The following is a 13,799-nucleotide window of genomic DNA, read 5'->3' as shown; positions in this document are numbered from 1 at the left end:
ATTTGTTTGCGCGCTATGGCACACTTCGCGTCTGCGTAATTTCCTTGCATCGGGCGGCCGGATTCCGCCCCATCCTTCCATGCCGCGTCAGACTGCCCGTTCGATCAGCCACTCCTCGCCGAAGATCGTCGCGACGGTCGCGCTGTCGTGCGCGCTGCACGGCGTCGCGCGTGCCGACTGCCTCGACGACGCGGCCATCTTCCAGAAGGTCAGCGTGAGCCTGCTGCGCGGCATCGCGCAGGTCGAATCGGGGATGAATCCGAACGCCATCAACACCAACACGAACGGCACCGTCGACATCGGCCTGATGCAGATCAACAGCACGTGGCTGCCCACGCTCGCGCGCGAAGGCATCACGCGGGAAAGCCTGTTCGATGCGTGCACCAACGCGTATGTCGGCGCGTGGATCCTGTCGCAGAACATCCGCCAGCTCGGCGCGAACTGGAACGCGATCGGCGCGTACAACGCCGCGTCGCCCGACAAGCGCCTCGCGTATGCCCGCAAGGTCTATGATGCGATCCGGACCCTGCCGGATTCGCCGGATACTCCCATGCCCATCCTTCCACCGTCCTTTACGCCGCCGCAACAGGTGCAGCCGTACAACCCGTTCGCGAGCCTGAGCGTGCCGGCGCCGGCGGTCACGCGGCCGCGCACGCTCGCACCGGCCGCGCCGCCGCCGCAACCGCAAGGCGGCCCCGCCGGCCCGGCCGGCACGTACAACTTCGGCTGGACCGTCACGGGCGCCGACCAGGCGAAGCCGACCCAGGTGTTCGACGATGGCTCGCGGATCTACGTGCAGTTCAGCGACATGAAGCACGTGCCGGCGATCTTTACCGAAACGTCGTCGGGCCGCGTACTGATGTCGTGGGAGCTGCAGTTCCCGTATGCCGTTCTGACACGTCCCGCGCAAACGTTGATCTTCCAGCTCGGGCCGTTCGAGGCGCGTGCGCAGCGCGGCGGCGCCGGGACGACGGCACAGGCAGGCGCTGGAGCGGCAGCGGGAACGTCGCGTTCGGGCGCGACGGCAGCGGCAACGGCGCCAGTGGCGGCCGGCACGGCGCCCGCACCGAAGCACGGCACGAATGCCGCAGCCAAGCGCACCGCATCGGCCGATGCGCTGTGGTACATCGACACGGCGTCGACGTCGGGTTCGGCCGCGCCGTCGAGCACGGCGAACAGTGCGACGGCGGCCCCGACCGCGCCGGCGACGTGGCCCACCGCAGTGACGTCGAACACGCCGCCGCCCGTTGCGGCACCTCAGGCGCCGGCCGCGACGACTCCGGCCCCGCGCGTCAGCACCGACGCACTCTGGTACATCTCGAAGTAGCGTGCGGGCCGACTGCGCGCCGGCAACCGGCGCGGGTCGGCGGATTAACCCGGACCAACGCCGTGCGGGACGGCATCGCTACGGTCGACGCCAGCGGGTGATGCACATGCGCGACGCGATCCAGGAACGATTTGTCGCGGGCGGTCGCGATTTTCTGCATCGGCCGCGTATTCACGTAGTGCTTGATCGACGCCGGCACCGCTGCGCCGGCGCGGCAATCCGGCATGGTCGCCGCGTGACGGTAAACGTTTTTTGCCCATCAACCGTAGCTGGACGTCGCGCCCATCCGGAGCCCCCAGCACTGACGGCTGCGCCACCGATCTGCGGACCGAGGCGGCCGGCACTTCCCCGTCGGCCTGCCTCGTCACCCGCGCCGCACCCAGATCACCTTCCCGTCGCGAATACCGAGATCGCGGCGCTCCATCCGATAGTCCATCGTGCCCGGCAGCGACTGGCCGTCGCGCTCGAGCACGCGCCACAGGCAGCCGTCGAGCAGCGCGGCCGCGTCGGCCTCGGTCTTGCCGATCAGCGCGTCGTCGGGCGCGGCGTCCGCCTTGCACGCCTTCGTGCCCGCCGGAACGCCGATCGGTGCCGCACCGCCGGCCGTCGCGTTGGGGTGTTGCGTATTCATGTCCGCACATCCTGCAAAGGTTGCGCTCGCAACGAGTGCGGCGAGCAGCGCGATCGTGTGCTTCATCGATTTCTCCCTGTCGCGTCCCGGCGGTCGCTGTGCGGCATTCATGCACGGCCGGGCATCGCATGCGTGAGTGGCGCCGCGCACGCCGGCCGTGTCCTGACGGAGGGCGGCCGCTGGAGCGCGGCATGGCGCGACGCGCTCGATCCGCTTCCGCGCGCCTGCGTTGCAGGCCCGGCGCGACGCCGGATCCGCCTGCATGTTACCGCACGCGATTCGCGACGACGGCGCTGCGCCGACGCCCACGCAGTGCGTGCGACATGCGCGCCGGCAGCCTGCTCAGAACTTGTAGGTCGCGCCTGCCATCCCGTAGTAGTTGCTGCGCGTCTGGACGATCGGGCTGTCGCCATAGCGTCCGAGCAGCCGCGTCACGCCGCCGGTCGCGAGCACCGCCCAGTGCCGTGACACGTTCCAGTTCCACGCGACCGACATCGTCGCGCTGTCGATCCCGCCGCTCGTCGAATACGGGCGGAAGCGGCTCGTCATCGACTGCGCATCGGTCACGCCATAGAACGTCTGCGTATAGCGCCCGGTGCCGGCGTGCACGCTGCCCGTCACGATGATCTCGTGTTGTGCGGTCTTGAACACGGGCACCGCGAGGTCGACATGGCCCGACACGCCATGCGACGTGTGCGTCACCGGCGTATCGATCGCGACGCTCAGCTCGGCCGCATTGAACAGCGTGACCCCTGCCCGCACGCCGACGAGCACCGAGCCCGGAATGCGGCCCATCCCCTTCAGGTAGTCGGAACCCGGCAGGTCGAAGCGGTTCTCGTCCGCGCGACCCGGATCGTAGTTCACCGCCGCCGACACGAACACGCCGTGCGGCAGGTCCAGCCGGTAGCCGGCGCCCTCGGTGCTGTCGATGAAGAAGCCGTTGCCGAACTTCGCGGCGAGCCCCGGCGCGACGACGCCGCGATACTGGCTGCTGCCCGGATAACGCGGCGCGACCCCGCCGCCGAGCGAAATCGAATACTGGTTTTCCGCGTGGGCGGCGGCGGCGAGGGCCAGGCCGGCGAGCGGCATGCAATAACGTGAGCGGCGAAGGGTTGAGCGCACAATAGTGAGATAAAAGTGACGGAAGCCCGAAGTCTAGGTGCCGCCGCGCGCCGGGACTGTCCGGAATCTGCGGAGAATCTGTGCCCAATTGTGTTCGATTGTTCGCGATTGTGGCGCTGCTGCCCGGGCCGCCGGAACGCCGGATAAAATTCGCGTGCCGCGCCGCGCGCCCGCCTGTCCGGGTGTGAGACGACGCGCGCGTTTCGAAGAGACCATGAACGACAATCCGCTCAAATACCGCGTACTGCTGATCGAGGACGACGACCGTCTCGCGCAACTCGTACGCGAATACCTCGACAGCTATGAATTCGCAGTGACGGTCGTGCGGCGCGGCGACCTGGCCGTCGCCGCGGTGCGCGAGCACGAGCCCGCGCTCGTGATCCTCGACCTGATGCTGCCGAATCTCGACGGGATGGAAGTGTGCCGCCGCATTCGCGCGTTCACCAACGTCCCGGTGCTGATCCTGACCGCCCGCGCAGACGTGTACGACCAGGTCGCCGGCCTCGAAACCGGCGCCGACGACTACGTGACGAAGCCGATCGAACCGCGCGTGCTGGTGGCGCGCGCCCGCGCGCTGCTGCGCCGTGCGCAGCCGGCCGCGCCGGACGCGGCCCGCGTCGCGCCCGAGGCGCTGGTCTTCGGCGAGCTGACGATCTCGCCGCCGAACCGCACCGTTACGTGGCGCGGCGAGCCGGTCGACCTGAAGACGGCCGAATTCAATCTGCTGCTGATCCTCGCGCGCGCCGCCGGCACCGTGCTGAGCCGCGACGACATCCTGAAACAGTTGCGCGGGATCGAGTTCGACGGGCTCGACCGCTCGGTCGATTCCGGCATCTCGAAGCTGCGGCGCCGCTTCGAGGATGCATCATCGGAGCCGCACAAGATCAAGACGATCTGGGGCCGCGGCTACCTGTTCAGCCCTTCCGCGTGGGACGAATAAATGCTGCGCCCGTTGATCAGGCTGTACCTCATCGTGATCCTGTGCGTCGCCGCATCGATCGCGTTCATCCAGATCTCGTTCGACCGGATCTTCTACGAACGCGCAGCGCAGGCACAGCGCGACTCGCTGACGACCTACGCATTCGTGCTGAACGACTATCTCGAACGCCATCCCGGCGCGCAGCGCGCGCTCGCGTTGCGCGAACTCGCGAAGCACGGCAATGAAGGCTTCGACTTCATGACGATGGCAGACGCCCGCGCGCAACTGACCGGCGCGCCGCTGCGCGACCTCCAGGACGGCAGGATCGCGATCAGCTACGACGGCCAGGACTACTACATGCCGCTCGCGGACGGCTCCGTGCTGCACGCGCGCCCGATGCAGCCGTTCGACCTCGACATCAAGATCTATGCATACCTGCTGCTCGCACTCGCCGCGCTGCTGGCGGTCGTGCTGTGGATCTCGTACCACTGGCGCGACCTGCGCCGGCTGCAAGCCGCCGCGCACGCGTTCGGCGCCGGCAATCTGTCGACGCGCGTGAAGCTGTCGGGCCGCTCGAACATCTACGAGCTGTCACAGCAGTTCAACGACATGGCCCAGCGCATCGAGGCGTCGATCAAGCAGCAGCGCGAGATGATGCACGGGATCTCGCACGAGCTGAAGACGCCGCTCGCCCGCCTCGAATTCGGGCTCGCGCTGCTCGCCGAGTCGGATGACAGCGGCCGGATGCGCGAACGCCGCGACGCGTTGCGGCGCGATGTGCGCGAACTCGACGAGCTGGTCACCGAGCTGCTGACGATCGGGCGGCTCGAGCAAGGCGCGAGCGAACTCGCGCCGATGGAGGTCGTCGTCGATGCGCTGATCGACAGCGTCGCCGGCAACGTCGCGAACGATATCGCCGATCGCGGCCTCACGCTCGGCGTATCGACGACCGGCGCGCCCGCCATACACGTCTGCGACCCGAAACTCGTCGCCCGTGCGCTGCTGAACCTGATCCGCAACGGCACACGCTATGCGTCGCGCACGGTGCGGCTGTCCGCGGCGAGCGATGCATCCGGCGCGCTGATCGTGAGCGTCGACGACGACGGCCCCGGCATTCCGGTCGCCGAGCGCGCGCGCGTGTTCGAACCGTTCCAGCGGCTCGATTCGAGCCGCGACCGCCAGACGGGCGGGTTCGGTCTCGGGCTCGCGATCGTGCGGCGCGTCGCGCTGGTGCACGGCGGCGACGTGCGGCTCGAGGACTCTCCGCTCGGTGGCGCACGCTTCGTGATGTCGCTGCCGGCACGCACGTTGCCGGACTTCCTGGGCGATGCGCCGGCGAGCACGGCACGCGGGCAGGCCGGCAGCGCACAAGCGATGCGCCGGCGAGCACGGCACGCGGGCAGGCCGGCAGCGCACAAGCGGCTTCAGCGCTTCGATAGACGCCGGCGCGGTGGTGCGGTGGCGCGGTGGTGCGATTGCCACCGGTCGCGAACGATGCGACGACGAACACCTCGCGCCCGCGTCTCAACGGCCACAACGTTCTCGGGGCCTGTACTCGGCGAGCAGGATCCGATCACCCATTGCAGCGACAACCCATCGCACGACAGTCTGGTGGCGTGCCTGCAGCCCGATCGCCGCGTCGAGATCGTCACCTTCGCACGCACGGACGATCGCTACGGTCCGCCGCAGCCGCCAGACCAGCCGTATCAGCCGTAACGACCGGCGCTCACGATTCGGCCAGCGCGACCGTACGCGCGAGTCGCGCCGGCGCGGTTTCCTTCAGCGACAGCGCGACGATCAGGCCGAGCACCAGCGCCCCCATGCCGAGCTGCATGATGTACTGGATGCCGAAATGCTTCGCGACGTAGCCTGCAACCGACGGTGCGATACCGCCACCGAAGATCTCGCCGACGCCGATCACGAGCCCGGACGCGGTGGTCATCAGCTGCGCGGGCACGGCTTCCGCGCTGATCGGCCCGACCGTCAGCGTGATCATCGCGAACACGAAGAAGATCGTCGCCAGCAGCCCGGCGAACAGCGCGACCGGATCGGCGCCCGTGCGCGAGAACGCCCACAGCGATACGAATGCGCCGATCACCGACAGCACCATCACGGGCCGGCGTCCGATCCGGTCGGACAGCGCGGGCATCGCGATCCCGCCGAGCGTGCCGCCGATGCCGGTCGCGGACAGCACGAAGCCCATTTGCTGCAGGCCGAGATGCAGATAGTCGGTCAGGTAGTTCGGCAGCAGCGCGCTCAGCACGATCAGGCAGGTCAACCAGCACAGCATCCCGACGAAGCAGAGCGGCACGTTCCGGTAGCGCAGCACGTCGCGCCACCGATGGCTGCCTGCGTCGCCCGCGTCCGTATGTGCGGCCGCACGCTCGGCGCTGGTATCGCGCAGCACCTTCCACGTCAGCACGCAGACGACGAGCCCCGGCAGCGCGACCATCGCGAAGATCCAGTGCCACGGCACGAAACGCATCAGTTGCGTGACGACGATCGGCGCGATGCCGAGCCCGAGCAGCGGTAGCGCCGCCTGCTGGATGCCGACGTTGCGGCCGTGACGCGCCGGAGCCGACGCATCGAGCGTCGCGGTGATGCTCGACGGCGTGTATGCCCCTTCGGCGAAGCCCATTACCGCGCGGATCGCCATCAGGCTGCCCACGCCCCATGCGAGCCCGCTCGCGCAGGCCAGCAGCGAGAACGCGAGCATCGCCGGAATGATGACCTTGCGATGGCCGAAGCGATCGGACAGGTTGCCGGTCACGAGCGCGGAAATACCCCACGCGACCGACAGCGCCGCCGTGATGTGGCCGAGATCCTGATAGTCGAGATCGAGGTCCCGCATCATCACGGGAAAGAGCGGCATGATCATGAAACGATCGACACCGACGAGCCCGAATCCGAGCGCGAGCAGCGCGACGATCTTCCATTCGTACGAGGTGTCCGGACTGGACACGCGTGCGTTGTTCATCTGGTTTCTCCACGAGGTGCGCATGATTGCGCGGTCAGAACACGGTATGCATGCCGATGCGTGCAAGCGCCTGGGTGGCGCCGGACGATGCGCCGTCCGGGTCCAGCACGCCGTTGATCTGCGCGTGCGCGCCGCTGTTCGCGCGCTGCCACGCGCCGCTCGCATAGACCATCGTCCGCTTCGACAGGCGGTACTGAACGGTGGCCGTGAGCTGATGCGCATGGTTGTCGTCGAGCGTCGCGTTGCCCTTCATGTACATGTAGTCCGCGCCCAGCGTCAGCGCGTTCGTCAGCTTCCACGTGCCGCCCAGTTCGCTCATCCACGCAGCGCCGCCCGACGCCGCGTTGCGCACCGTCGTAAACAGCGCGCTCAGGTTGACCGCGCCGAAGCCGTAGCGCAGGCCGGCGCCCCAGTTCCGCACGCTGGTCGAAGCCGCGCCCGTTTGCGCGCCGTATTTCTCGTTCGTATAGGCGGCCGCCGCACCGAACGTTCCGATCGAATAGTCCGCGCCGACGCTCACCGTGTTGTTCGCGCCGATGCTGCCGGGCACGCCGCCGATGCCGTACAGCGCACCGAATTTGAATCCGCCGATCACGGGGCTCACGTACTTCACCGCGTTCGCGACGCGCTGGCTGCCGGCCATCCGGTCCCAGTCGAATGCGCCGGTCGGATTGCCCGGCAGCGCGAGCTTCTGGAACGGGCCGTTGCGCAGGTTATAGAGGCCGCCCACGTCGCGCGCCGCATCGACGCCGCCGAAGAACAGCGTATCGGCCATGAACTCGTACTGATTGCCGAGCGTGATCGTGCCGTAGCGATCGTTTTGCACGCCGACGAACGCGGTGCGCGCAAACAGCCCGTCGCCGATCGTCGCGCCGGAGCCGATCGCGATCTGGCTGACGAGCTGAAAAATCACGCGCGTGCCGCTGCCGACGTCCTCGCTGCCGCGCAGCCCGACGAGGCTCGGCGTGAAAATGCCGTCGTCGAATTTGACGACGCCGTGACCGCCTTCATTGCTGACGTAGCTCACGCCTGCATCGAGCAAGCCGAACAGCGTGACGCTGCTTTGCGCGCTCGCCGCGCACGCATGTCCGAGCGCCAGCAGCCCGATTGCACAGGTCTTTTTGCCGACCATCCTGATCTCCAATGATCATTCGTTATACTGATTGATGTGACGAGAATGAAATTCCGGAACGCCGGACCGTCGAGTCCGGCGCAAAAAGCGCGCCGGCGCGGGCCGGCGGCATCTGATGAGGATCAGGCGGCTTCGGTGTTCTCGAAGAAGTAGCTCGGCACGTCCGGCCCCCAGAGATACAGCGAATCCTCCGGCGGGTGGTCGCCGACCGGCCACTCGACTCCCGCGCCGACATAATCGATGTCGGCCGAGTATTCCCAGAACGAGCCCCACGGATCTCGCACGTACTGGAAGTAGTTCGAGCCCAGCACGTGACGACCGACGCCCCAGCCTTCCACGTAACCGGCCCGCTGCATCTGCATCTTGCCGAGCCCGACGTCGTCGACGGCCGGCACGTCCCATGCGCTGTGATGCCAGCCCTTCGCGCTGCCCTGCGCGAACGCGATCAGATGATGGTCGCTGCCGTGGCGTGCGTGCAGAAACGCCACGATGCCGGCGGCGCCGTCGGACAACGAAAGCCCCAGTGCCTGCTCGTAGAACGCGGTCGCGCGGCCGATGTCCGGCGTGAACATCAGCACGTGCGACAGTCGCGCCGGATGCACGACCGGCGCGTCGCCGCGAAACAGCGCGCCGCGCTGCGGCCGGATCGCGGTCGCGCGCTGCGCAGCCGGCTTGCATCCCGGCGTGGTTTTCGCGCCGGCCTGCAGCTGCATCAGGTTGCCGTCGGGATCCTCGAACCAGAAGCCGTCATCCGGCGAATGGCCTTCGGGCGGCGTCGCCGCACGGCCGCCTGCATCGAGAATCTGCGCGCGCAGCGGCTCGAAATCGTCGGCGAAGCAGTTCAGCGACAGATACGCGAGCCGCTTGCGCGGCCCCTCGCGCAGCGTCGCCCATACGTGGCCGCCGGCTTGCGTACGCAGCCGCAATTCGTGCCCGCTCGCGTCGACGTCGAACCCGAACGCCGTCACGAAACGACGGGCCTCCGCGAGACTCGGCACGTCCAGCGCGAAATGGTCGATGCTATGGATACCGAACGGTGCCCGCTTCCTTGTCGCAGTCGTCATTCCGACCTCCGTCAAGCTTCGGCCAGTGCGGCCACGTCGACCTCCGCGCGGGCCCGCGGCACGCCACCGAGAATCCGCGCAAGCACGCGCCGCAGCGCGCCGACCGGATCGTCCGCCAGCGCTTCCGAACGCCATGCGATGAAGCGGTCCGGCCGCACCAGCACGCAACCGTGATCCTCGATCTCGCGCTGTCGCGCCCAGTCGCCGTACACGTCGAAGGTCGACGTGCCCTGCTCGATCGCCACCGCGCGGATCTCGACGCCGAACTCGTCGCCGACCTGCTTCGCCGCATCGAGCCACGCGCGTCCGCCGGCCCCGGTCAGCACCGTGAACGCGCCGTTGCCGACGAGATCGAGCGTCGACACCTGTGCGCCGTCGTGCTGGATCCACGCGTGCGGAATCGATGCGCCGGGCGTCGTCGTCGGATGATAGTAAAGCTCCGGGTCGCGCGACGGAAGCGGGAATGTCGCGCCGTCGCGCACGATCGCGGACGACGTGTAGTGCTGCCCGAGTTCGACACCGTGGCAGTTGAACTGATAGTTCTGCAGTTCGACCGCGTCGGCGAGCGCCTTGCGACGCTTGCGGCCTGTGTCGTCCTCGGCGAACAGCCCGTCGAGCGACGCCCAGCCCGCTTCCACGCTCTGCCCTTCGGAGAACCCGAGCGCCTTCGCGATCGGCAGCATCTCGCCGACCGATTTGATCGCACGATCGACGACCGCCTCGGCCACCGGCTGCCGTTCGTCCGAATAGGTCTGCAGCAATGCGGGCGATGCCTGCCCCTTCACGATCATCGCGAGCTTCCACGCGAGGTTGAACGCGTCCTGCACCGACGTATTGGAGCCGAGCCCGTTCGCCGGCGGATGGCGGTGCGCGGCGTCGCCCGCAATCGCGACGCGCCCCTTCACCAGGTTGCGCGCAACCATCCGGTTGATCGTCCATTTCGATACGGCCTTCACGCGGATCGGAATGTCGGGGTCGCCGATCGTCGCGCGCGCCCGCGCGATCACCGCTTCGTGGCTCAGGTCGGGTTCGCCGTCCTTCGGGTTGTACATGAACAGCAGCACCCACTCGTTCCACGGCCGCACGCAGATGTACGTGCCGCTGCCGACCCAGTAGTCGCTGCCCGGCTGGCTCATCCAGTACAGCACGCCCGGGCGGTGCGCGGTGTATTTCGCGAGGTCGACTTCGAGCCAGCAGTTCACCGCGCAGCCGAGCCCCATTTCGCCGTCCAGCTCGAAGCCCAGTTGCTTGACCACGATGCTCTGCGCGCCGTCCGCGCCGATCGCATAGTCGGAGATCACTTCGATCTCCTCGCGCGTGACGACGTCGACGAGCCGCGAAATCACCGCGTCTTCCGTCTGACGAATCGACACGAGTTCGGTGTTGAACAGGATGCGCGCGCCGTACTCGCGGGCCGCACCGAGAATCACCGGTTCGAGGAGATGCTGCGGCGCATTGCACATCTGCGACGGGCTCGCCGCGTCGTAATCGGCCTTGCGCCGCGTGCCCGTGCCCCACGCCTGCAGCCGTGCGATCTCGCGATCGGCGAAGCTCGTCGCCCACACGTTGTTCGTCATCAGCTCGTTCGGCGTCGCGAGCGCACGCACGCGTTCCTCGATGCCCAGGTCGCGGAACACCTCGACCGTGCGCTGGTTCGTGATGTGCGCGCGCGGCGAATGCGCGGTGCCCGGATAGCGCGTGATCGCCAGCACGTCGACGCCGTATTTCGCGAGCAGCGCCGCGCTCGTCAGCCCGGCCGGCCCTGCGCCGACCACCAGTACCGGAACTCGAATCTGTCTCATGTCTTCCTCAGTCTCTTGATGGGTTCGTTCAGCAGCCGGCGTTCACTGCGCCGCGCCCTCGTCGCGCACCGTGTTGCGCAGGGTGCCGAGCCCTTCGATCTCGACCTCGCACACGTCGCCGTCGCGCATGATCAGCTTCGGTTCGCGCGCCCACCCGATACCGGCCGGCGTGCCGCTGACGATCACGTCGCCCGCCTCCAGCGTGATCGCCTCGCTGACGATCGCGATCAGCGTCGCGACGTCGAACAGCATGTCGCTGGTGTTCGCCGACTGCACCACCTTGCCGTTCAGCCGCGTTTGCAGTTGCAGGCCGGCGCCGCCCGCCGGCAGCTCGTCGGCCGTGACGAGCGCGGGCCCGAATGCGCCGGTGCCGTCGAAGTTCTTGCCGACCGTCCATTGCGGCGCCTTGAACTGGTACTCGCGCACCGACCCGTCGTTGAACACCGAGTAGCCGGCCACGCAGTCGAGCGCGCGCGCCTTCGGCACATGACGGCCGCCGTGCTTCAGCACGACGGCCAACTCGCCTTCGAAGTCGAGCGAATCCGACACGCGCGGCCGGATCATCGGTGCGTCGTGCCCGATCAGGCTCGTCGTGAAGCGCGGGAACAGGGTCGGATAGGAAGGCTGTTCGTACGGGCTTTCTTTCGTGTGGTCGGCGTAGTTCAGGCCGACGCAGATGATCTTGCCGGGCCGCGCGAGCGGCGGCAGCCACGTCACTTCGTCCACGTGAAAGGTCGGGCCGGCCGCCGCGTGGCGCTCGGCGAAGTCGACGAGATCGATACCGCTCGCGAGCAACCGCTCGAGCGTCGTGTCGCCGAGCGACACGATGGTCGAGCCGCGCTGCACGCCGAGCATCCGCTTGCGGCCATCAGCCGAAAAGTTCACGTAACGCATGACATCTCCAGTTCAAGGGGTCGCCGCCGGGCTGGCCGCGATTTAGATACAAATTTAGAAAATATATATATTTTCGTCTTTGCATGTTTACCCTCGGATGTGCATACGTCCCCACGTTCTGCATATAATTTCGCCATCAGGAGGGAAACATTCGTGGACATGACGTTTGACGACGCAACCGCCAGCGGCTCGCGCACCATGGCGTCGGTACTGGCCGACACCATTCTTCGCGACATCGTGTCGGGCGCGCTCGCGCCCGGCTCCAAGCTGAAGATCCGGGAACTGGCCGACCGCTATCAGGCCGGCGTGATCCCGCTGCGCGAGGCCGTGTCGCGGCTCGCGATGAGCGGTTTCGTCGAGGCGGAGGACCAGCGCGGCTTTCGCGTCACGCCCGTCTCGCGCGAGGATCTCGAAGACATCACGTCCGTGCGGCAATGCATCGAGTCCGAAGCGCTACGCGATGCGATCGACAGCGGCAGCCTCGAATGGGAAGCATCGGTGCTCGCGGCGTTCCATCTGGTGAACACCCTGCCGACCGTCGTCGACGAGCCGCCGCGGATGAACCCGGAGTGGGAACGCGCGCATGACCATTTCCACGCGACGCTGCTGGCCGGCTGCCGCTCGAAATGGCTCAAGCATTTCGCCGCGACGCTGCGCACGCAGACGGCCCGCTACCGCCATCAGTCGCTGCGCAGCCAGCACGCGGGCGAACGGGACGTCGGCCACGAACACGGAGAAATCGTCAAGGCCGTCATTGCCCGCGACGCCGATCGCGCGTGCGAACTGCTGCGCCAGCATTTCGCCGTCACCGCCCAGCTCGTGCTCGAAGACACCGCGCCCGCCGACGGCGCACCGCCGGCCATGCGTAGCGCCAGCAAGACGCGCGCGCGACGCTAAGCCGCGCATTCCGTTCATCACCGATCCGCACCGCCGGATCGAGCGGCGCATTCGCGACGCCAGTCGCCTTCACACCCATCAGTCGTCCTGAGCATGCCGCCCATGTTATCGGCATGTTCGCCCGTTCGCGCGCATATTCCGTTCGATGAACGAGAACACTATGTTCTGTCCGCGTGCGCTACGCACCGCACCCCGAATCGCATAAGCTGACGACACTCGCCGGTACCCGAACCCGGCGAATCGCCAGGCGCGGACCGTGTCGATGTGGCCGTCGAACGTCGCGACCCGATCGTCGCGGCACCGCACTGCAGCAGAATCGCATCGCGCCCGCACGACGGGCGGCGCGATCGCGATCCCCAGCCTCCCACCACCTTGATCTGGAGAGAACCATGGCAAGCGAACCGATTCGCGATCCCGCGAACGACCACCTGCTCACCCCGCAGAACGCGGCGTTCATCGTCATCGACTACCAGCCGGTCCAGGTGAACTCCATCGCGTCGATGGATCGGCAGCTGCTGATCAACAACATCGTCGGCGCATCGAAAGCCGCCGTCGCGTACGGCCTGCCGATCGTCCATTCGACCGTCAACGTGAAGACCGGCCTGAACAAGCCGCCGATCCCGCAGCTGCGCGCCGCGCTCGAAGGCTATCCGACCTACGACCGCACCAGCATCAACTCGTGGGAAGACGTCGAGTTCCGCAAGGCCGTCGAAGCCACCGGCCGCAAGAAACTCATCATGACCGCGCTGTGGACCGAAGCGTGCCTGACCTTCCCCGCGCTCGACGCGCTGAAGGCCGGCTACGAGGTCTACGTGGTCGTCGACGCGGTCGGCGGCACGTCGGTGGCCGCGCACGAAGCCGCGCTGCGCCGCATCGAGCAGGCCGGCGGCCAGATGATCAGCGTCGCGCAGTTGTTCTGCGAACTGCAGCGCGACTGGGCGCGCAGCGCAACCGTCCCCGCGTTCATCGACCTGTTCATCCAGACCGGCGGCACCGCGGGCATCCAGTTCTCGTACGACAAGAGCTGATTCGCG

At 67.6% G+C, this 13,799-nt stretch carries 11 protein-coding genes and 1 pseudogene; 5 read left to right on the top strand and 7 right to left on the bottom strand.

Going from position 1 to position 13,799, the window contains the following annotated elements:
- The first annotated feature begins 79 nt into the window (after positions 1–79).
- Positions 80–1,327, top strand: coding sequence for a lytic transglycosylase domain-containing protein (locus O1Q03_RS28145; RefSeq protein ID WP_269507303.1), 1,248 nt, complete (start codon positions 80–82; stop codon positions 1,325–1,327).
- A gap of 364 nt (positions 1,328–1,691) precedes the next feature.
- Here the strand turns inward: O1Q03_RS28145 and O1Q03_RS28140 are convergent, their stop codons facing one another.
- Both O1Q03_RS28140 and O1Q03_RS28135 read right to left on the bottom strand, forming a co-directional pair.
- A complete protein-coding gene (locus tag O1Q03_RS28140; protein ID WP_269507302.1) occupies positions 1,692–2,024 on the bottom strand; it encodes a hypothetical protein in 333 nt (110 codons plus the stop codon).
- A gap of 276 nt (positions 2,025–2,300) precedes the next feature.
- Complete coding sequence (locus O1Q03_RS28135) at positions 2,301–3,047, bottom strand: MipA/OmpV family protein (RefSeq protein WP_269507301.1); 747 nt, start codon at positions 3,045–3,047, stop codon at positions 2,301–2,303.
- Positions 3,048–3,294: 247 nt separating this feature from the next.
- Between O1Q03_RS28135 and O1Q03_RS28130 the strand changes: the two genes are divergently transcribed.
- Together O1Q03_RS28130 and O1Q03_RS28125 are read left to right on the top strand one after the other, a co-directional pair.
- Complete coding sequence (locus O1Q03_RS28130; protein ID WP_269507300.1) at positions 3,295–4,020, top strand: response regulator; 726 nt, start codon at positions 3,295–3,297, stop codon at positions 4,018–4,020.
- Positions 4,021–5,328, top strand: a pseudogene (locus tag O1Q03_RS28125) (ATP-binding protein); the annotation flags it as partial.
- 397 nt (positions 5,329–5,725) lie between these two features.
- On the opposite strand, the gene O1Q03_RS28120 reads toward O1Q03_RS28125, so the two are convergent.
- The 5 genes from O1Q03_RS28120 to O1Q03_RS28100 form a co-directional block, all read right to left on the bottom strand.
- A complete protein-coding gene (locus O1Q03_RS28120; protein ID WP_269507299.1) occupies positions 5,726–6,976 on the bottom strand; it encodes an MFS transporter in 1,251 nt (416 codons plus the stop codon).
- Between the two features lie 34 nt (positions 6,977–7,010).
- On the bottom strand, positions 7,011–8,108 hold the full coding sequence (locus tag O1Q03_RS28115) for a porin (protein ID WP_269507298.1): 1,098 nt from the start codon (positions 8,106–8,108) through the stop codon (positions 7,011–7,013).
- Between the two features lie 122 nt (positions 8,109–8,230).
- Positions 8,231–9,172 (bottom strand): VOC family protein, encoded by a 942-nt coding sequence (locus tag O1Q03_RS28110; RefSeq protein WP_269507297.1) that lies wholly within the window; start codon positions 9,170–9,172, stop codon positions 8,231–8,233.
- Positions 9,173–9,183: 11 nt separating this feature from the next.
- Positions 9,184–10,974: an FAD-dependent monooxygenase gene (locus O1Q03_RS28105; protein WP_269507296.1), complete on the bottom strand. Its 1,791-nt coding sequence runs from the start codon at positions 10,972–10,974 to the stop codon at positions 9,184–9,186.
- A gap of 42 nt (positions 10,975–11,016) precedes the next feature.
- Positions 11,017–11,868, bottom strand: a complete 852-nt coding sequence (locus O1Q03_RS28100) for a fumarylacetoacetate hydrolase family protein (RefSeq protein WP_269507295.1) — start codon at positions 11,866–11,868, stop codon at positions 11,017–11,019.
- A gap of 159 nt (positions 11,869–12,027) precedes the next feature.
- Here O1Q03_RS28100 and O1Q03_RS28095 point away from each other — a divergent pair, with 159 nt between their 5' ends.
- Both O1Q03_RS28095 and O1Q03_RS28090 read left to right on the top strand, forming a co-directional pair.
- Positions 12,028–12,765, top strand: coding sequence for a GntR family transcriptional regulator (locus O1Q03_RS28095; protein ID WP_269507352.1), 738 nt, complete (start codon positions 12,028–12,030; stop codon positions 12,763–12,765).
- Positions 12,766–13,154: 389 nt separating this feature from the next.
- Entirely contained in the window at positions 13,155–13,793 is a 639-nt protein-coding gene (locus O1Q03_RS28090) for a hydrolase (protein ID WP_098549143.1), read from the top strand.
- Positions 13,794–13,799: the final 6 nt, after the last annotated feature.

The sequence above is a fragment of the Burkholderia sp. IMCC1007 genome (genome assembly GCF_027257875.1).
Lineage (GTDB): Bacteria > Pseudomonadota > Gammaproteobacteria > Burkholderiales > Burkholderiaceae > Burkholderia.
This window is presented reverse-complemented; position numbering and strand designations above follow the sequence as displayed.